18 protein-coding genes, 1 tRNA gene and 1 pseudogene are annotated in these 20,016 nt (G+C 65.8%); 8 read left to right on the forward strand and 12 right to left on the reverse strand.

Annotated features, from left to right (window positions below):
* Positions 1-293, forward strand: a pseudogene (locus AC3WON_RS27110) (bifunctional UDP-4-keto-pentose/UDP-xylose synthase); the annotation flags it as partial.
* Between the two features lie 115 nt (positions 294-408).
* On the opposite strand, the gene AC3WON_RS27115 reads toward AC3WON_RS27110, so the two are convergent.
* The 10 genes from AC3WON_RS27115 to AC3WON_RS27160 form a co-directional block, all read right to left on the reverse strand.
* Positions 409-834 carry an Hsp20/alpha crystallin family protein gene (locus AC3WON_RS27115; RefSeq protein ID WP_492353116.1) on the reverse strand — a complete coding sequence of 142 codons (426 nt, stop codon included), beginning with the start codon at positions 832-834 and terminating at the stop codon, positions 409-411.
* Positions 835-849: 15 nt separating this feature from the next.
* The gene (locus tag AC3WON_RS27120) at positions 850-1,290 is read right to left on the reverse strand and encodes an Hsp20/alpha crystallin family protein (protein ID WP_492320550.1); all 441 of its coding nucleotides are present in this window, start codon (positions 1,288-1,290) and stop codon (positions 850-852) included.
* A 316-nt stretch (positions 1,291-1,606) separates the two neighbouring features.
* Positions 1,607-3,505: a potassium transporter Kup gene (locus AC3WON_RS27125; protein WP_492353117.1), complete on the reverse strand. Its 1,899-nt coding sequence runs from the start codon at positions 3,503-3,505 to the stop codon at positions 1,607-1,609.
* Between the two features lie 319 nt (positions 3,506-3,824).
* Positions 3,825-4,550, reverse strand: coding sequence for an ABC transporter ATP-binding protein (locus tag AC3WON_RS27130; RefSeq protein ID WP_492320548.1), 726 nt, complete (start codon positions 4,548-4,550; stop codon positions 3,825-3,827).
* Entirely contained in the window at positions 4,547-5,317 is a 771-nt protein-coding gene (locus tag AC3WON_RS27135) for an ABC transporter ATP-binding protein (protein ID WP_492320547.1), read from the reverse strand. The genes AC3WON_RS27130 and AC3WON_RS27135 overlap by 4 nt, the downstream gene beginning before the upstream one ends.
* A complete protein-coding gene (locus AC3WON_RS27140; protein WP_492353118.1) occupies positions 5,314-6,411 on the reverse strand; it encodes a branched-chain amino acid ABC transporter permease in 1,098 nt (365 codons plus the stop codon). The genes AC3WON_RS27135 and AC3WON_RS27140 overlap by 4 nt, the downstream gene beginning before the upstream one ends.
* Position 6,412: 1 nt before the next feature.
* Entirely contained in the window at positions 6,413-7,279 is an 867-nt protein-coding gene (locus tag AC3WON_RS27145; protein WP_018310382.1) for a branched-chain amino acid ABC transporter permease, read from the reverse strand.
* 199 nt (positions 7,280-7,478) lie between these two features.
* On the reverse strand, positions 7,479-8,681 hold the full coding sequence (locus tag AC3WON_RS27150) for an ABC transporter substrate-binding protein (protein ID WP_013956428.1): 1,203 nt from the start codon (positions 8,679-8,681) through the stop codon (positions 7,479-7,481).
* A 120-nt stretch (positions 8,682-8,801) separates the two neighbouring features.
* Entirely contained in the window at positions 8,802-9,638 is an 837-nt protein-coding gene (locus tag AC3WON_RS27155) for an alpha/beta fold hydrolase (RefSeq protein ID WP_492353119.1), read from the reverse strand.
* A gap of 35 nt (positions 9,639-9,673) precedes the next feature.
* Positions 9,674-11,329, reverse strand: coding sequence for a benzoate-CoA ligase family protein (locus tag AC3WON_RS27160; RefSeq protein WP_492320544.1), 1,656 nt, complete (start codon positions 11,327-11,329; stop codon positions 9,674-9,676).
* A 268-nt stretch (positions 11,330-11,597) separates the two neighbouring features.
* Here AC3WON_RS27160 and AC3WON_RS27165 point away from each other — a divergent pair, with 268 nt between their 5' ends.
* From AC3WON_RS27165 to AC3WON_RS27195, 7 genes are all read left to right on the forward strand, one after another.
* Positions 11,598-12,557, forward strand: coding sequence for a helix-turn-helix transcriptional regulator (locus tag AC3WON_RS27165; protein ID WP_492353120.1), 960 nt, complete (start codon positions 11,598-11,600; stop codon positions 12,555-12,557).
* 105 nt (positions 12,558-12,662) lie between these two features.
* A complete protein-coding gene (gene boxC, locus AC3WON_RS27170; RefSeq protein ID WP_492320542.1) occupies positions 12,663-14,363 on the forward strand; it encodes a 2,3-epoxybenzoyl-CoA dihydrolase in 1,701 nt (566 codons plus the stop codon).
* 35 nt (positions 14,364-14,398) lie between these two features.
* A complete protein-coding gene (gene boxB, locus AC3WON_RS27175) occupies positions 14,399-15,823 on the forward strand; it encodes a benzoyl-CoA 2,3-epoxidase subunit BoxB (RefSeq protein ID WP_492320541.1) in 1,425 nt (474 codons plus the stop codon).
* Between the two features lie 43 nt (positions 15,824-15,866).
* Positions 15,867-17,117: a benzoyl-CoA 2,3-epoxidase subunit BoxA gene (gene boxA, locus AC3WON_RS27180; RefSeq protein WP_492353121.1), complete on the forward strand. Its 1,251-nt coding sequence runs from the start codon at positions 15,867-15,869 to the stop codon at positions 17,115-17,117.
* An 89-nt stretch (positions 17,118-17,206) separates the two neighbouring features.
* Positions 17,207-17,596 (forward strand): MbcA/ParS/Xre antitoxin family protein, encoded by a 390-nt coding sequence (locus tag AC3WON_RS27185; protein ID WP_035815700.1) that lies wholly within the window; start codon positions 17,207-17,209, stop codon positions 17,594-17,596.
* Positions 17,556-18,308, forward strand: a complete 753-nt coding sequence (locus tag AC3WON_RS27190; RefSeq protein ID WP_492320538.1) for an RES family NAD+ phosphorylase — start codon at positions 17,556-17,558, stop codon at positions 18,306-18,308. The genes AC3WON_RS27185 and AC3WON_RS27190 overlap by 41 nt, the downstream gene beginning before the upstream one ends.
* A 122-nt stretch (positions 18,309-18,430) precedes the next feature.
* Positions 18,431-18,506, forward strand: a tRNA-Met gene (locus AC3WON_RS27195).
* A 145-nt stretch (positions 18,507-18,651) separates the two neighbouring features.
* On the opposite strand, the gene AC3WON_RS27200 is transcribed toward AC3WON_RS27195, so the two are convergent.
* A complete protein-coding gene (locus AC3WON_RS27200; RefSeq protein ID WP_492320537.1) occupies positions 18,652-19,203 on the reverse strand; it encodes a hypothetical protein in 552 nt (183 codons plus the stop codon).
* Entirely contained in the window at positions 19,200-19,814 is a 615-nt protein-coding gene (locus AC3WON_RS27205; protein ID WP_492320536.1) for a hypothetical protein, read from the reverse strand. The genes AC3WON_RS27200 and AC3WON_RS27205 overlap by 4 nt, the downstream gene beginning before the upstream one ends.
* Positions 19,815-20,016 lie beyond the last annotated feature (202 nt).

Raw genomic sequence — 20,016 nt, forward strand, 5'->3', positions numbered from 1 at the left:
ACCCGGGCAATATCCACTCGGTGCGCGAACTGGCCGAGATGATGCTGAAGATGGCAGCCGACTACCCGGAATACGCGGAGAAAGCGCGCAAGACGCAGATCATCGAGACCTCCTCGGGCGACTTCTACGGCAAGGGCTACCAGGATGTGCAGCACCGCGTGCCGAAGATCGGCAACACCATCGAAGAACTGGGCTGGAAGCCCGGGATCAGCATGGAAGCGGCGCTGCGGCGGATCTTCGAGGCGTATCGCACGCACGTGACGGAGGCAAGGACGTTGGTGAGCCAGGGATGAGTTTCGACATGTGGCGCAGCCCGAGGTACTTGCCTGACCGTGAGTGCTCCCTCTCCCGCAAGCGGGAGAGGGAGCACTCACGCAGCGTGCCCAAGCACCAGGCACGCGCGCAGCCTCAGCCGGCCGACACCTCGATCCGCCGCGGCCTCGCCTCTTCCCTGCGCGGGATCGTCAGCTTCAGCACGCCGTCCTGCAGGTTGGCCTCGATGCGCGAAGCGTCGAGATCCGGGCTGAGCGTAAACGTGCGCGCATAGCGCGGCTGCCGAATCTCGGCAAGCTGCACGCGCAGGCTCGCGGGCGTCGGCACGACGGCTTCGCCTTCGATGCGCAGGCTGCTGTCGTGCACGTTGACCTCGAGGTTCTCGCGCGGCACGCCGGGCAGATCCGCCCACAGCGTGACCCCGGCGGGAGTCTCGTAGATATCGACCGCGGGCACCAGCGTCATGGCCTGGGTTTCCGCGCGACGTTGCGCGACAGCGCCCTGGTCACCCTGGCCGCTTGCGTTCTGGTCGCGCTGGACGACCTGGTTCGAATCGCTCATGGCTTCCTCCTCACGTTAGCTGACGGTGATCGCGCGCGGACGCGACGCTTCGCGCTTGCCTACGCTGATCGACAGGCAGCCGTTGGCATAGCGTGCCTGCACCTTGTCGGGATCGGCCGACTGCGGCAATTCGATCACGCGGCGGAAACTGCCGAAGAAGCGCTCCTGCGCATAGGGCCGCACCTCGGCTGCGCCTTCCGGCTGCACCTGGGCTCGCTCGCCGCTGATGGTCAGCAGGCCCTTGTCGATCGATACCTCGAGCTGGTCCGTCTTGATGCCGGGTGCGAACACCACGATCTCGATCGAGTCATCGGTCGTGCCGATATTCAGCGGAGGGAAACCCCCGAAACGCCCGGAGCGCAGGCTGGTTGGAAACCCGCCGAAGAGATTCGCCATCTGCCGTTGCATCCGGTCGAATTCACTGAACGGGTCGGTCCCGAAAAAGAAGTCACTCATGGTTAGATCCTCCTTCTATGCAGCGGGGAGGCGCAGGACCCTGATGTAGTGCACCTGGTCTCCTGCCAGGCCGCTGCAAACCAACGGAAAACACGCAGTGCCGCGTTGCCGCGACGACTGGGCAATCCATAATTAGTGCTGTCCCGCGCGGATTTCAAGGGGGGCGGATAGCGGGAAAATCGGACGCTGGCAGGTACGGGTGGCGCATGGCAGGCAGGCGGCGCAAGCCGGGCAAAAAGCAAAACCCCCGGATCGCCTGGCGGCGCGTCCGGGGGTTGCTGAGGCTCGACGGAAGCGGGCGCCGGGGCCCGCGCGTTCAGATCTCGACCTTGGTGCCCAGCTCCACCACCCGGTTGGCCGGAATCTGGAAGAAGTCCGACGGCTTGGCGCCGTTCTGGTGCATCCAGGCGAACAGGCTCTCGCGCCACATCGGCATGCCCGGCAGCTTGGACGGAATCACCGATTCGCGCGCGATGAAGAATGAGGTCTCCATCAGCTCGAAGTGCATGCCAAGCTTGCGGTCGGCCAGGTCCAGCACCCTCTGCACATCGGGCGTTTCCTTGAAGCCGTATTCGGACTTCAGGATAAAGACGCCGCCGCCCAGGTCCTTGCAGCTCAGGCGCTGGTCGTCGTCAACGTAGGGGATGTCGCGCGTGACGAAGGTCAGGAACACCACGCGCTCATGCAGCACGCGGTTGTGCTTCAGGTTGTGCAGCAGCGATACCGGCACGGCCTCGGTATTGCCGGTCAGGAACACCGCGGTGCCCTCGACCCGGTGCGGCGGGTGCGCCAGCAGCCCGGCGATAAAGGGTTCGAGCGGGATGCCGTCTTCCAGGCTGCGCGCGCGCAGCAGCTTGCGGCCGCTGTACCAGGTCATCAGCAGGAAGAACGTGGTGCTGCCCAGCAGCAGCGGGAACCAGCCGCCTTCGGCAACCTTGAGCAGGTTGGCGGCAAAGAACGCAAGGTCCACCAGGATGAAGCCCAGCCCGACCACCGCGACCAGCGCGGGGTTCCACTTCCAGACGTTGCGCATGCACACCGCGGCCAGGACGGTGGTGATGACCATGGTGGTGGTCACGGCGATGCCGTAGGCGGCGGCCAGGTTCTCTGACTTCTTGAACGAGATCACCACGCCGATCACCAGCACCAGCAGCAGCCAGTTGATCACCGGCAGGTAGATCTGGCCGATCTCGGCAGCCGAGGTGTAGCGCACGCGCATGCGCGGCAGGAAGCCCAGCTGGATCGCCTGGCTGGTCAGCGAGAATGCACCGGAGATCACCGCCTGCGAGGCGATCACGGTGGCGCAGGTGGCCAGCAGCACCATCGGGATCTGCAGCAGCTCAGGCACCATCAGGTAGAACGGGTTCTCGGCGCCGGCCGGGTTGTGCAGCAGCATCGCGCCCTGGCCAAAGTAGTTCAGCATCAGGCAGGGCATCACCAGCGCGAACCAGCCGATGCGGATCGGGCGCGCGCCGAAGTGGCCCATATCGACGTACAGCGCCTCCGCCCCGGTCAGCACCAGGAATACGGAGCCCAGCACGATAAAGGCCTGCAGCGCATGCTCCACCAGGAAGGTGACCGCGTAGTACGGGTTGACCGCCTTCAGGATTTCAGGCGCCTGCACCAGCTGGTAGATCCCCAGCGCACCCAGCGCCAGGAACCAGGCGGTCATGATCGGCCCGAACAGCTTGCCCATGGTGGCGGTGCCGTGGCGCTGGATCAGAAACAGCGCCGCCAGGATCACCAGTGTGATCGGTATCACGAACTGCGACAGCTGCGGCGCGGCGATCTCCAGCCCTTCCACCGCCGACAGTACCGAGATCGCCGGCGTGATGACCGCGTCACCGTAGAACATGCAGGCGCCGAAGATGCCCAGCATCATCAGCATCCTGGCCTTGCCGGAGCGTGGTGCCACGGTGCGCAGCACCAGTGCCATCAGCGCCAGCACGCCGCCTTCGCCGTCGTTGTCGGCCCGCATCACGAAGACCACGTACTTGATCGAGACCACGATGATCATGGCCCAGAACAGCATCGAGATAATGCCCAGCACGGCCTCCGGGCTGAACATGATGCCGTGCTCCTTGCTGAAGCACTCCTTGAGGGCATACAGCGGGCTGGTGCCGATGTCGCCGAAGACGACGCCTACCGCGCCGAGCACCAGGGCGCGCGTGCTCGGGCTCTCGACAAAATAATGGCTGGTTGTGGATTGGGTCATGAAATTGGGTCTGCTCGACCAGGTCGCCGGCAGGTTTGTTGGCTCTGCCGCGGCCCGGTCCCATCCAGCGCAACAGCTTGCTGCGCCCGTTTCCGGTTCTGCTTGCGGTTCTTATTGCATTGCACAAACGCGCGCAATTCTAGATGAACTGTCGACTATCGACCACTGCGGCAAACAGGGATGCCGCTTTCGTGACTTCGCAAGGATGGGAGGGAAGCGGCGGATGGTCAAGCCCTGGGAGAGCAAAACAGCGTGTCCTTGCGCCTGCAAGCGGCGTTGCGGCATGACAACATAAGCGCCTTATGCGGCGCTTTCCATCTCAAACACCCAGGTAGCGGTCCAGGGCTTCGGGCTTGCCGGCAAGGTCCGACGCGGGGCCGGCCATCACCACCCGGCCCTTCTCCAGCACCACGGCACGGTCGGCATGCGCCAGCACCGAGCGGAAATTGCGGTCGACCACGACCGAGGCGATGCCGGTGCCGCGCACGGTGGCGATGACCTCCCAGATCTCGCGCACGATGCGCGGGGCCAGCCCTTCGGTGGCCTCGTCCAGCACCAGGCAGTCGGGATTGGTCATCAGCGCGCGGCCGATGGACAGCATCTGCTGCTCGCCGCCGGACAACTGCTGGCCGCCATGGGACAGGCGTTCCTTCAGGCGCGGGAACAGGTCGAGCACGCGCGCCTCGTCCCAGTCGTTGCGGCCGTTACAGCCCTTGCGCGCGGCCATCAGCAGGTTTTCGCGCACCGACAGGCTGGGGAAGATGCCGCGGCCCTCCGGCACGTAGGCCACGCCCAGGCGCGCCACCTCGAACGGCTGCGCGCGCGAGACGTCGCGGCCGGCCACGCGGATCTGCCCCTGGCGCTGGCGCACATGGCCCAGCAGCGTGCGCAGCAGCGTGCTCTTGCCCATGCCGTTGCGGCCCAGCAGCCCGACCGTTTCGCCCACGCCCACGGTGAAGTCGACGTCGCGCAGCACGTGGCTTGAGCCATACCAGGCGTTGATGCCGGTGGCCTCGATCATCGGCGAATTGATCGGTGCGTTCATGCGGGCTCGCTCTCTTCCTCGCCCAGGTAGGCGACCTGGACCTCGTGGTTGGTCCGGATCGCCTCGGGGCTGCCCGTGGCAATCACGGCGCCGTTGACCATCACGGTGATGCGGTCGGCAACCGAGAACACCGCGTCCATGTCATGCTCGACCAGCAGGATGGCGTGGCCCTCGCGCAGGCCGCGCAGCAGCGCCAGCATCCGCGCCGACTCTTCCGCGCCCATGCCGGCCAGCGGCTCGTCCAGCAGCAATGCGACCGGCTGCGTGGCCAGGCACATTGCCACCTCCAGCTGCCGCTTCTGGCCATGGGCCAGGTCGCTGGCAAGCCGGTCCGCCAGCGGCGCCAAGCCGGCCCGCTCCAGCGCCTCGTCGGCCAGCGTGGCGCTGGTGCGGCAGCCCTGGGCGCTTTCCCACAGCCGCCACGCACGCTGCGCGCGCGATTGCGCGGCCAGCCGGCAGTTTTCGCGCACCGTCAGCGGCAGGAAGATATTGTTGCGCTGGTAGCTGCGCCCCACCCCATGGCGCGCCAGCCGCGGCTGCGACCAGCCGGTGACGTCCTCGCCCTTCAGGCGCAGGCGGCCGGACGACGGCGGCAGTTCGCCGGACAGCATATTGATCAGCGTGGACTTGCCCGCGCCGTTGGTGCCGATCACGGCATGGATCTCATGCAGAGACAGCGACAGGTCGACGCCCGCCACGGCGGTCAGGCCGCCAAAGCGCCGGGTCAGTTGCTGCGCCTGCAGGATCGGGATTCCTTGCGATGTCATGCGGCCTCCGTATTGCGGCGTCCTTCGCTGCGGCTGTCCGCAGTGCCCGCGGGCTCATCCGTGCCGGTGCCGGCATCGCCATTGCGGCGCCCGCGGCGGCCGTGCCGCAACACCGACGGCAGGCTGACCAGCCCGCGCGGCAGCAGCGCCACCGCGACGATGATGAAGCCGCCCATCAGCAGCTGCCAGTGCTTGGTCAGCGTACTGAACCACTCGGCCAGCAGCACGAACGAGAACGCGCCCAGCACCGCGCCGGCCAGGCTGCCCACGCCGCCCAGGATCACCATCAGCATGGCGTTGCCGGACTGGTGCCACGACGCGATCTCCGGATTGACGAAGCCAAACTGGATCGCATACAGAAACCCAGCCAGTCCCGCCAGCATCCCGCCCGCGACAAAGGCGCCAAGCTGGTAGCGGTGAGTGGCATAGCCCGCCGCGCGCATGCGCTGCTCGTTGTGGCGGATGCCGACCAGCGCGTGCCCGAAGCGCGAGCGCAGCACCAGCGCCAGCACCGCCACCGTCAGCACCAGCCCGAGCCAGACCAGCCAGTAGAAATGCGTGGGATCGTTGACCGTCAGCAGGTGCTCGCCGGGCACCGGGAATTCCGGCCGGAAGTAGATATAGGTGCCATCGCTGCCGCCCGCGATCTTGGTGTCGTGGAAGACGAAATACACCATCTGCGCGAACGCCAGCGTCACCATGATGAAATACACACCGCGGGTGCGCAGCACCAGCGCCCCAACCACCAGCGCCAACAACGCGGATGCGGCCAGCGCCCCCGCCAGCAGCAGCCAGCCGTTGCCCGGCCCGGCCTGCGGCGCCAGTACTGCGGTGGCATACGCCGCCATGGCGAAGTACGCGGCATGGCCCAGGCTGACCAGCCCGGTGTAGCCGATCAGCAGCTGCAGCGACAGCGCGAAGATCGCCATGATCATCACCTTGCTGAGCAGCTCGATGTAGAACTTGTTGCTGTCCGCGGTCAGCAGCAGCGGCAGTGCCGCCAGCACCGCGAACGCCACCAGCCAACCCAGCCCGGTGGCCAGCGTGGTGTTGCGCGAGGAGTGCCGGCGCGCCGGCAATGTCGTCGGATTCATGTCATCCTGCCTTGAACAGCCCCTGCGGCTTCCACAGCAGGATCACCGCCATCAGCAGGTAGATCAGCACGCCGGCCGCCTCCTGCCAGAACACCTTGCCGAAGGTATCGACGAAACCCAGCAGCAGCGACGCCACCAGCGCGCCCTTGACCGAGCCGATGCCGCCGATCACCACCACCACGAAGCAGACGATCAGCACCTGCGCGCCCATGCCCGGATAGACCGACGACACCGGCGCGGCGATCATGCCGGCCAGCACCGCCAGCGCCACGCCCAGCGCGAACACGAAGCGGTACAGCACCGTGATGTTGATGCCCAGCGACTGCACCATCTCGCGGTTGGTGGCGCCGGCGCGGATCATCATGCCCAGCCGGGTGCGCCGGATCACGTAGTACATCGCCAGGGCCACCACCAGGCATATCGCGGAGATAAAGAGGCGGTACACCGGATAGGTCATGTCGTTGCCGATCGCCAACGCGCCGTCCAGCAGCGCAGGCACCTGCACGCCGTGCACGTCATCGCCGACCAGGATGCTGCGCAACTCCTCGAACACCAGGATCAGCCCGTAGGTCATCAGCACCTGCTGCAGGTGGTCGCGCTCATACAGGTAGCTGAAGAAGGCCCATTCCAGCACGTAGCCGAATGCCACCGCCAGCACGATGCCGAGCGGGATGGCGATGAACAGGTTGCCGGTCAGGCCGGCGAGCGTGAAGGCCAGGTAGGCGCCCAGCATGTAGAAGCTGCCGTGGGCGAGATTGATCACGCCCATGATGCCGAAGATCAGCGTCAGGCCGCTGGCCACCAGGAACAGCAGCAGGCCGTACTGCACGCTGTTCAGGCACTGGATCAGGAAGGAAACGATATCCATGCGGGGTAATGCACCAAATTACCTACAGCGCCACACATGCCGGTGGCAGGCTCCCCTCTCCCGCGCGCGGGAGAGGGGTTGGGGAGAGGTCCGGCGCTTGCGGGATGCGAAGGCCTTCATTTCGTGGGGGCTTCTGCCCTCTCCCCCGCCCCTCTCCGGCAAGCGGGAGAGGGGCGCAAACCGACAGGCCGGGATGGCCTTACAGCCGGCAACCGCGCGCTGGATCAGCCAGCGCCTTCACCGCCACCGAGCTGACCTTGTTCTCGCGCCCGTCGACCTTGCGCAGGTAGAAGTCCTGCACCGGGTTATGCGCCTTGGACAGCGTGAAGGCGCCGCGCGGGCTGTCGATCCTGGCCGCGCCCATGGCTTTGTACAGGTCGGCCTTGCGCGTCATGTCGCCCTTCACCGCCGTGGCGCCGGCCGCCAGCAGCTGGGCGGCATCGTAGCCCTGCACTGCGTACACGTCGGGCTGCAGCTTGTAGGTCTTGGCGTAGTCCAGGCGGAAATTCTTGTCGCGCGGGTTGGTCAGGCCATCGGCGTAGTGCAGCGTGGTTTCCAGCCCCTGCGCGGCGTTGCCCTGTGCCTCGAGCGTGCCGTCGGTCAGGAAGCCCGAGCCGTACAGCGGGATCTTGTCCTTGAGCCCCGCCGCAGCCCAGTCCTTGACGAACTTGACCGCGCCGCCGCCGGCAAAGAACACGAACACGGCGTCAGGCTTGAGCGACGCCACTTCGGTGATCAGCGCCTGGAACTCGACATTGGGGAACGGCAGGTTCAGTTCCTTCACCACCTTGCCGCCCTTGGCCTCGAACGCCTCCTTGAAGCCTTTCACCGACTGTTCGCCGGCGGCGTATTTCCAGGTCAGCGTCACCACCTTCTTCAGGCCGCGCTCGCCCAGCACCTGGCCCATGGCGTAGCCCGGCTGCCAGTTCGAGAACGAGGTGCGGAAGATATTGGGGCCGCACAGCGGACCGGTGGCCTCGTCCACGCCGGCATTGGGGATGATCAGCAGCGTGTTGTTCTCCTTGGCCACCTTGACGATGCCCATCTGCACGCCCGAATGCACCGTGCCGACCACCACGTCGACCTGGTCGCGCTTGACCAGCTTGGTGGCGTTCTCCGGCGCCTTGGCCGGATCGGATTCATCGTCGACCTTGAAGTACTCGATGTCGCGTCCGCCGAGCTTGCCGCCCTGCTGCTGCACGTACATGCGGAAGCCGTTTTCGATGGCCGTACCCAGGGCCGCGTAGGTGCCGGTGTACGGCAGCATGAAGCCGACCTTGATCTTGCCCCCCGGCGCAGCGGGTGCGGGGGCCGCCGGCTGCGCGGACGCGCCGGCCATGGCAAAGACGGTGGCGACGGCAAGGCAGGCAGGCGCAAGCCTGCGCGAGGTGAAGCGACGCATGGTGTCTCCTGGTGGTCAAGCCGGTGGCTCGCTGGACCGTTGCCGGTCACCCCTGCCCTTGCCGTGTCCCGCGCCGGCGCATGCACCGTGAGGACCCTTCGCAACAGGCGGGAAGCCGAATTATTTTAGGTTTGAAGTATATGCGTTTATATGCCGAACCGCGGCCAGCGTCAACGGATCTTTTTGGTCGCGATGTGGCGAATGTCCACATCGCGCGAGTTTAAGCAAGGTGGTCTGGGGGGCATATCGATGGATACCCTCGATCTGCGCCATGGTGCCGTATTCGTCGTCCTCGCCCTGCACCGCCAGCACGGGGCAGCGCAGCCCGGACAGGAGCGGACGCAGGTCCCACTGGCGGAATCCGGGGTCGAGCCAGATATCGTTCCAGCCCCAGAAGGCCGAATCGACGTCGTCATGATGGCGCGCCAGCCGCTGGCGCAGGTCGGTTTCCAGGTAAGCCTGGCGCGTGCCCGCGATGCTGCGCACCGACAGGTCTTCCACCACGATATGCGGCGCCAGCACGGTGATGCCGGCAACCGCCTGCGGAAAGCTGGCGGCGTGGATCAGCGCGATCGAGCCGCCGTCGCTGTGGCCCAGCAGCCAGGGCATGCCGTGCGTGCGGCCGGGACCGATGTCGAGTGCGTCGAACAAAGCGGGCAGCGCCTCGCGTGCCTGGCGATGCATGAAGTCGGGACGCCATTTTTCGTCGTGCGGCCGCGGCGTCGAACCTCCGTAGCCGTAGCGCGAGAACACCAGGCCGCGATAGTCGCCGGCCTCGCAAAAATCGCGCGGGAAATCGCGCCACATGCTGACCGAGCCCAGCCCCTCATGCAGGAACACCACCAGCGGGCGCTGCGCGCGTTCAGGCCGCAGCCACTGGTACTCGATCCGGATACGGCGCTTGTCGAAGGGGATTTCCACCAGGCTGCTTTGCATGGGCACGTTGTTGTCTTGCATCGGTTCAGAAGGAATGTCCAGAAGCTGCGGGCGCTTCATTGCGCCGCCTCCCGCGCAGCCTGCTCGCGCTGGCGCAGGCGGAAGCGCTGGATCTTGCCGGTCGCGGTCTTGGGCAGTTCGGGCACGCATTCGATCTGGCGCGGGTACTTGTATGGCGCGAGGCGCGACTTGATAAAGGCCTGCAGTTCCGCCGCCATGCCGTCATGCCATTGCTGGCCGGGCCGCAGCACGACAAAGGCCTTGGGCTTGACCAGTTCGTCGGCATCGGTGACGCCGATCACCGCCGCCTCCAGCACGGCCGGGTGCTGCGCCAGCGCGGCCTCGACCTCGAACGGCGACACGTAGATGCCGCCGACCTTGAGCATGTCGTCGCTGCGGCCGGCATAGGTGTAGTAGCCATCGGCATCGCACAGGTACTTGTCGCCGCTGCGCGTCCATTCCCCGACGAAGGTATCGCGGCTCTTGTCGCGGTTGCACCAGTACATCAGCGCGGCACTGGGGCCCTTGATATAGAGGTCGCCGATCTCGCCGGGCGCGCACGGCTCGCCGCGCTCGTCCAGCAGCTTCAGCGCGTAGCCAGGCACGGGCTTGCCGGTGGTGCCGTAGCGCACCTCGCCCGGCCGGTTCGACAGGAAGATATGCAGCATCTCGGTGGAGCCGATGCCATCCAGGATGTCGCAGCCAAAATGCGCCAGGAAGCGTTCGCCGATATCGCGCGGCAGGGCCTCGCCGGCGGAGGTGCATACACGCAACGCCACCTCGGCGCGCGGCGGCAGCTCAGGCGCCGCCAGCATGCCCGCAAACAGCGTGGGCACGCCGCAGAACACTGTGGGCCGCTGCTCGCGCAGCCGCCTGAACACGGCTGCCGGCGTGGGCCGCTCGGACATCAGCACGGTAGTGGCCCCGACCGACATCGGAAAAGTCAGCGCATTGCCCAGCCCATAGGCAAAGAACAGCTTGGCGGCCGAGAACACCACGTCGTCCTCCCGGATGCCCAGCACCTGGCGCGCATACAGGTCAGCCGTATGGAACAGGTTGCCATGTGTGTGCACGGTGCCCTTGGGCCGTCCGGTCGAGCCCGACGAATACAGCCAGAACGCCATGTCGTCCGGGCCGCTGCGCACGGCCTGCGCGGGAGAACGCGTGCGCGCCAGCATCGCGCCCACGCTGCATGCCGGCGCGCCGTCGGCATGCGGCGCCGCCTGGATCACCATCGGCGCCAGCCCGCTCTTGTCGATGGCGGCCTTCATCACCGGCAGCAGCGGCTCCGACACCACCACGGCGCGCGCGCCGCTGTGGCCAAGCATGTAGGCGTAATCGTCCGCGGTCAGCAGGGTATTGACCGCCACCGGCACCACACCCGCCAGCAGGCAGCCGAGAAATACCGTGGGGAAATCAATGGTATCGAGCGCGCACAGCAGCAGCCGCTCTTCCTGGCGCAAGCCCGCGTCGCGCAGCGCGCCGGCAAAGCGGCGGGCACGGGCATCGAGCTCGGCATAAGTCAGCGAGGCGGTGTCGTCGATGTAGGCTGTCCTGGCCCCGCGCCCGGCCTCGAGATTGCGCGACAGCAGGTCCTCGGCGGCGTTGTAGCAGGTGGGCAGTGCCGCCACGGCATCGGTAGCGGGTGGAACAGCCGGCGGCACGGGCGATGCTGCCGCTGGCATGCCGGCGGCGGTATTGGGGGGCGTCATTGTCTCCACTCCTTGGTGTCGCGCCGCGGGCCATGGGCGCCGCGCCAGCGTCAGTCCAGTCGCTGTTCTGCTTGCCGATGTCCGCCAACGTGCATGCCGGCATCCGCTTGTTGATGCATTTTATTTCATATCAACTATTATGCAAGCGAGGGGATGCACTATAGGACAGACTTTATCGAAGCGACTGCCTGCCGCGCCACTTGGCGCACCAAGGCTGCTCGTATAATGCGCCCTTGCTTTTTCTGCCGGCCAACCCGAAACCACCACCATGCGCCGCGATCCCGCCCCGCTGCCCGCCAACGAGACCGAAGCCGACACGCGCCCCGCCGGGGATGCGCCCGCCGCAGCCGCCAACGCCGAGCGCGACCCCTACCTGACGCTGCTGGGCGAGCGCATCCGTTCGCTGCGGGCCTCGCGCGGCATGTCGCGCAAGGACCTGGCGCGCGGCGCCGGCGTGTCCGAGCGCTACCTGGCCAACCTGGAAACCGGCACCGGCAATGCGTCGGTGCTGCTGCTGCGCCAGGTGGCGCGCGCGCTCGACGTGCCGCTGCCGGTGGTGCTGGCCGAAGTGGACGGCCTGAACGGCGAGCAGGCCACCGAATTTGCGCAGATGGTGCAATGGCTGGCGCAGTTGCCCGCGGGCGACCTGGCGCGCGTGCGTGAAGCCTGCCGCCATGCACTGGCTCCGGCAGAGTCCGGCGATGCGCGACACCGCCGCATCGCGCTGATCGGCCTGCGCGGCGCCGGCAAATCGACCCTGGGCCGCGCGCTGGCAGCGGCCAGGGACGTGCCCTTTGTCGAACTGAACACCGTGATCGAGCAGGAAGCCGGCGCCAGCCTGTCGGAAATCCATTCGCTCTACGGCCAGGCGGCCTACCGCCGCTACGAAATGCGCGCACTGGAGCGCACCCTGCGCGAGCACGACCGCCTGGTGCTGGCCACGCCGGGCAGCCTGGTCTCTGAACCGGCCACCTTCAACCTGCTGCTGTCGCAGTGCTATACCATCTGGGTGCGCACCTCGCCGGAGGAGCACATGGCGCGCGTGGTAGCCCAGGGCGACATGCGGCCGATGGAAGGCAACCGCGAGGCTATGGCCGACCTGCGCCGCATCCTGCAGGCTCGCGCGCCGCTCTATGACCGCGCCGATATCTCGATCGACACCAGCGGCCAGGACGCCGCCGCCTCGCTGCAGCAGTTGCGCGCCCAGCTCCAGGCGGCCGGCGCCTGACTACGCCGCCGGCCGCGCGGGTGACAAAGACATTGCGCCGGCCGCCTCCATGCACTATATTTCATCAAAAGCCGCAAGGCACTATAGTGCATTCAGGAGACAGCCATGTCCGCGCCGGCAACCGCCCCACTGCGCCCTGACCAGTCAGCCCCGTCAGACGCACCCATCACCTTCGAGCGTCATCCCGACCAGTACCGCCACTGGAAACTGAGTTTCGACGGCCCCGTCGCCACCCTGGCGATGGACGTCGACGAGGAAGGAGGGTTGCGCCCCGGCTACGCGCTGAAGCTCAATTCCTACGACCTCGGCGTCGATATCGAACTGCACGACGCGCTGCAGCGCATCCGCTTCGAGCATCCCGAAGTGCGCACCGTGGTGCTGACCAGCGCGCGCGACCGCATCTTCTGCTCGGGCGCCAATATCTTCATGCTGGGGCTGTCGTCGCATGCGTGGAAGGTCAACTTCTGCAAGTTCACCAACGAGACCCGCAATGCCATCGAGGATGCCAGCCGGCACTCGGGGCTGAAGTTCATTGCCGCCTGCAACGGCACCACCGCCGGCGGCGGCTATGAACTGGCGCTGGCGTGCGACGAGATCGTGCTGGTCGACGACCGCTCGTCCGCGGTAAGCCTGCCCGAGGTGCCGCTGCTGGGCGTGCTGCCCGGCACCGGCGGCCTGACCCGCGTGACCGACAAGCGCCACGTGCGCCGCGACCACGCGGACATCTTCTGCACCACCACGGAAGGCGTGCGCGGCCAGCGTGCCAAGGACTGGAAGCTGGTTGACGAAGTGGTCAAGCCGGCGCGCTTTGCCGAGCATATCGCCGAGCGCGCGGCGGCGCTGGCGGCCACCAGCGACCGGCCACAGGGCCACCACGGCATCACGCTGACACCACTGTCGCGCACCATCGAGCCCGACGGCTACCGCTACGAGACCGTGCGCGTGCATGTCGATGCCGCGGCGCGCAAGGCCACGCTGACCGTATTCGGGCCCGACAAGCACCAGCCCGCGGATCTCGCCGGGGTGGTCGCGGCCGGCGCGCAATGGTGGCCGCTGAAGATGGCGCGCGAGCTCGACGACGCCATCCTGACGCTGCGCGCCAACCATCTGGATATCGGCATCTGGGTGCTCAAGACCGATGGCGACGCGGCCGCGGTGCTGGCCGCCGATGCGCTGCTGCAGGCGCATGCCGGCCACTGGTTCGTGCGCGAGACCATCGGCATGCTGCGCCGCACGCTGGCGCGGCTGGATGTGTCGTCGCGCAGCCTGATCGCGCTGATCGAAGCCGATTCCTGCTTTGCCGGCACGCTGCTGGAACTGGCGCTGGCCGCCGACCGCAGCTACATGCTGCACCTGCCCGACGCCCCAGACGACGCGCCGCGCGTGTTCGCCTCCGCGCTCAACTTCGGCCACTACCCCATGCCCAATGGGCAAACCCGGCTGGCGGCGCGCTTCTATGGCGACGAGGCCGCGCTCACCGCGGTGCGCGAGCACATCGGCGCGCCGCTGGATGCGCTCAGCGCCGACTCGCTCGGGCTGATCACCGCCGCGCCCGACGATATCGACTGGGAGGACGAAATCCGCATCGCCCTGGAAGAACGCGCCAGCCTGTCGCCGGATGCACTGACCGGGATGGAAGCCAACCTGCGCTTCGGCGGCGCCGAGACCATGGAAACGCGCATCTTCGGCCGCCTGACCGCATGGCAGAACTGGATCTTCCAGCGCCCCAACGCCGTCGGCGAGAACGGCGCGCTGAAGGTCTTCGGCAGCGGCAACAAGGCACGCTTCGACTGGGACCGGGTATAGCGCCCGCCCCCCGCCAGACAACAAGGAGACAGCACGTGAGCATCGACTACAGCCAGAAGATCCCCAACAACGTCAACCTGTCCGACGACCGCGCGCTGCAGCGCGCGCTGGAACACTGGCAACCGGCGTTCCTCGACTGGTGGCGCGACATGGGGCCGGACGGCTCGCACAACTTCGATGTCTACCTGCGCACCGCGGTGTCGGTCGATCCATCGGGCTGGGCGCACTTCGACCACGTCAAGATGCCGGACTACCGCTGGGGCATCTTCCTGCAGCCGGCCGACCCCGAGCGCAGGATCCACTTTGGCGAGCACAAGGGCGAAGCCGCCTGGCAAGACGTGCCGGGCGAGCACCGCGCCAACCTGCGCCGCATCATCGTGACGCAGGGCGACACCGAGCCTGCTTCGGTCGAGCAGCAGCGCCACCTGGGCCTGACCGCGCCGAGCCTGTACGACCTGCGCAACCTGTTCCAGGTCAATGTGGAGGAAGGCCGCCACCTGTGGGCGATGGTGTACCTGCTGCACCGCTATTTCGGCCGCGACGGCCGCGAGGAAGCCGAGGCGCTGCTGGAGCGCCGCTCCGGCGACCAGGACAACCCGCGCATCCTCGGCGCCTTCAACGAGCGCACGCCGGACTGGCTGGCGTTCTTCATGTTCACCTACTTCACCGACCGCGACGGCAAGTTCCAGCTGTGCGCGCTGGCCGAGTCCGGCTTCGATCCGCTGGCGCGCACCACGCGCTTCATGCTGACCGAGGAAGCGCACCATATGTTCGTGGGTGAATCCGGCGTGTCGCGCGTGCTCCAGCGCACCTGCGAGGTGATGCGCGAACGCGGCATCGAAGACCCAGCCGAAGTGCGCGCCGCGGGGGTGATCGACCTGGAGACCATCCAGCGCTACCTGAACTTCCACTACAGCGTCACCATCGACCTGTTCGGCGCCGACCAGTCGTCCAACGCCGCCACCTTCTACAGCGCCGGCCTGAAGGGCCGCTTCGAGGAAGGCAAGCGCGCCGACGACCACCTGCTCAAGAGCGATGTCTACCGCGTGCTGGAAGTGCGCGACGGCCACCTGGGCGAGCGCGAGGTGCCGATGCTCAATGCGCTTAATGAAGTGCTGCGCGACGACTACATCAAGGACAGCATGGGCGGCGTGGCGCGCTGGAACAAGGTCATCGAAAAGGCCGGCATCGCGTTCCGCCTGACCGTGCCGCACAAGGCCTTCAACCGCAAGATCGGCACGCTGGCCAATGTGCACGTCTCGCCCGAGGGCCAGCTGATTTCCGAAGCCGAATGGAAGGCCAACGAACGCAAGTGGCTGGCCACCGATGAAGACCGCGCCTTTGTTGCCTCGCTGATGGGCCGCGTGGTGGAGCCGGGCAAGTACGCCAACTGGATCGCGCCGCCTGCGGTGGGCATCAACCGCCAGCCAATGGATTTCGAGTACGTCCGTTTCAACTGAACCAGAACCACAAGGACAGGCCAGGAGCCACCGGAGACACGCCATGGGCGCCCCCGACATCATCAAGCAGCACCTGATCGATCCGGAAATCTGCATCCGCTGCAATACCTGCGAGGACACCTGCCCGATCGATGCCATCACCCACGACGACCGCAACTACGTGGTCAGGGCGGACGTGTGCAACGGCTGCAACGCCTGCCTGTCGCCCTGCCCGACCGGCGCCATCGACAACTGGCGCACCATGCTGCGCGGCCAGGCCTACCCGATCGAGGCGCAACTGCTGTGGGACGAGTTGCCGGCCGAAGTGCCGCTGCCGGAACTGGCCGACCTGGGTGACGCGCCGCAGGCAACCCTCAGCGGCGGCACCGCAACCGGCGCCGCGCCCGACGCCGCCATCCAGTCCGTGGAAACCAGCCGCCACACCTCGCCGCGTGCGCCGTGGTCGGCGGCCCATCCCTATGTGAACCTGCATGGCGCGCGCGCGCCGGTCACGGCGACCGTGGCCGGCAACTACCGGCTGACCGCCGAGGACGCATCCAGCGACATCCACCATATCGTGCTGGATTTCGGCACGCACTTCTTCCCGATCCTGGAAGGCCAGTCGATCGGCATCGTGCCGCCCGGCACGGATGCGTCGGGCAAGCCGCACTACATCCGCTTGTACTCGGTGGCCAGCCCACGCGACGGCGAGCGCCCGGGCTACAACAACCTGGCGCTGACCGTCAAACGGGTCGACCAGGACCACGACGGCAAGCCGGTGCGGGGCGTCGCGTCCAACTACCTGTGCGACCTGGCCAAGGGCGACAGCGTACAGGTGGTGGGGCCGTTCGGATCGACCTTCCTGATGCCCAACCATGCCGAGGCCAGCATCATGATGATCTGCACCGGCACGGGCTCAGCCCCGATGCGCGCCATGACCGAGCGCATGCGCCGCAACATGGCGCACTTCGGCGGGCGCCGGCAGCTGTTCTTCGGTGCGCGCAACGCCAACGAACTGCCCTACTTCGGCCCGCTGCTGAAGCTGCCCAAGGATTTCCTCGACATCCATTTCGCCTTCTCGCGCGATCCCGCCGCGCCGCGCCGCTACGTGCAGGACGCGATCCGCGATGCCGCGGACAGCGCCGCCGCGCTGCTGGCCGATCCCAACGGCCATGTCTATATCTGCGGACTGAAGGGCATGGAGGCAGGCGTGCTCGAGGCATTCGAAGTGGTGTGCGCCGGCGCCGGGCACGCGTGGCCGGAGATCGAGGCCGCAATGAAAGCGGAGGGCCGGCTCCATATCGAGACCTACTGACGCCGCCGTAGTTTGCTGGCTTTTCAGCAATCGCTTCCCTTCTGAAATGCATCGCCTATAATATTTCTGAAGAAACAGGAGTGATGGCGATGCAATCCAGGCGGATTCCGGAAACCGATCCCGCCGGCGGCCCCGACCCCGGCACCACGCTGACCAAGGCGGTGATGCGCGCCGCCGGCTTCCTCGGCATCAGCCAGGCGGTGGTGGCAAGCGTGCTGGGCATCAGCACGGCATCGGTATCGCGCATGGCATCTGGCGGCTATGTGCTCGATGCGCACCGCAAGGAGTGGGAATTCGGTGTTCTGTTCGTGCGCCTGTTCCGATCGCTCGATGCCATCCTGGGCCACGGCGACCAGGCCCGGCTGTGGCTGACCAATGAAAACCTGGCGCTGGGCGGCAAGCCCCTTGAAATGATCCGCACAACGGAAGGTCTGGTCCGTGTCGTTCACTACCTGGACGCCACCCGCGGTCGCATCTGAGCGCAGGCAGTTCGCGCTCACGCTGTGGCGGGCGGTGGAGGCCCAGCACGTCGTATCCACCATGCCGCTGGTCGACAGCCTGGAAGAACAGGCTGTGCTGGAAGCCGTGCTCGACGCCGGCAAACCAGCAGTGCCCGCCGAGGCACGCCACCTGCACTACCTGCTGTTCACCCCGTTCCGCTATCCGCCCTCGCCCTGGGGCTCGCGCTTTCGCGCCAGCCAGGATCCGGGCGTGTTCTACGGCGCCAACGAGATCCGCACCGCCTGCGCCGAACTCGGCTACTGGCGCTGGCGCTTCCTCAACGACAGCCCCGCGCTGCCGCGCATCGACGCCCGCGCGCAGACGCTGTTCGAAGTGCGCGTCGACACCTGGGGCGTGGCACTGGACACACCGCCGTTCGACCAGGACCACGCCACCTGGACCGACCCCGACCACCACGAGCCCTGCCAGGCCTTCGGCCGCATCGCGCGCGAGGCCGGCCTTGGCATGATCCGCTACACCTCCGTGCGCGATCCCCGGCATGGCCCCTGCGGCGCGGTGCTGACCCCGCGCGCGTTCTCACACCCGGCGCCGCTGGCCACCACCACCTGGATGCTGACGGTGCGCCGCGACCGCGTGATCTGGCAGCGCGACGACCTGCAGCAACGCGACAGCTTCGAGTTCGAGGCCGCGCTGTGGCAGCGCACAACCGATAGCACTGGCAAGGGCTGAACCTCTGCCCCGTGCCGGCGATCTAATCGTTATGGCAGGCGGCAATGCGCACCGCTGGAAGGTATTTTTAAACAGGTGTTGCATTGCGCAACCAGATGCCATATAATCTTTTCTTCGACGGACGCGGGGTGGAGCAGTTGGCAGCTCGTCGGGCTCATAACCCGAAGGTCGCAGGTTCAAGTCCTGCCCCCGCAACCAACCGCATGATGCGTATCAGCGGTACCGTCCAAGCAGATAAAACCCGCCTCCGGCGGGTTTTTTGTTTTCTGTCACATGCAGGAAGCGAGGCTTCGCGTTCCGGCGCCTTCTCCTCCGAGAAGCGGGCGGCCCTGGTGTGCGGTGCCTACGGCATTGTGGGCACGGCCCTGCCATCAGCTTTGATCTTCCGAATATCCCGCACGGCATAGTAGAGCGCCCTGATCCTCGGCGCAGCATGCGAGCCGGTCAACTCTGCGATATACGCGGCCCGTACATTTTGAAATGAACCGCTGCGCCCCACCCCCTCAAAGGTGGACGCCACGCAAAAATACTTCCGAGCCTTCCGCTGAACGAACCCGTAAAGTGCTTGAGCGGGCTCGAATCTCTCCGGCCGCTCTGTGCCTGCGCGCTTTGCACCGAGGATGGACGCTCTTTGCCGTCCGACTATCAAAAGGTCCCCCGAATTCTTCTTGCTCGATGCATATCCAAAATCAACGCCATTGCGTCGATAGACGAGCATCACATAACCCGGCATGTCATCCTCGATAAGTATCCCGTCGCCCCCGAGCTCCTGGTACGTCGTCGATGCATCTACGCCCTGCAGCAGAACGCAACTATTCACAACTGACTCCGGCACTTGCGCCGCCGCAACTGATGACAACACCACGCCAGCAAAAAATACCAGCGTCCTCTTCATAGATACTCCTTTGAGTGGGTATATTTCAAGTAGTCCGGAGCTTGCCTCCAGAATATCGTTCCGCCATACGCTGCCGTCGACTCGCAGATATGATCGTAGCGCCAGATCTCCTCCTTCTTGACCTCGATCCTTCCATTTACCTTCGTCTTTGTTGTTTTCTCCTTCTTCACCACTTTCCGCGACTCCTTAATTCCATAAATATTATGCGACGAGTCAGTGAACTTTATCCCTCGCCCAACCTTGAAATGATTCTTGTAATTCGACTTTATATCCGCACCATCCCAAAAATATGCGCCATTTGAATAATCCACCCCACCTGACAACGCATTCCTTGCGGCCTTCACAGCATCGGACATCGGCGGCGATTTTTCGATTTCCCCCTCCTTAGCTGTATACAGCTTCTTGTATCGCTTATTGCCATCCGTCACCACAAACGAAAAAGATTTTTCCTTGGCAGTAAAGCCAGAAATAGTACTGTACCCCCGAGCTTTGCTTTGACGAACCATTACGTTTGCGATAGCCGCCATCTCCTCGAATACATCCGCCGTTGAAGACTCACCATATGCAATGGCCGCCAGCAAGCGGGTTTCGGCATCAAGCTTTTCTGGCATGCACACTCCTGCCCAGTCTTGTCCAGCCACATAACGAGCCGAAGATCGTGCTTTCCCGCGACAGCGATGGTACGTCCGTTTAATATATTCCGGTTTCGAGCCACCTGTTGTTCATCAACAAACAGATCGTAGCGATAACCTTCGACTGGCTGCCCGTCTTCATCGGTAATTTCAAAGTATTGCTCAACAATCTCAGGTGAAT

The sequence above is a fragment of the Cupriavidus sp. FW305-46 genome (assembly GCF_058787075.1).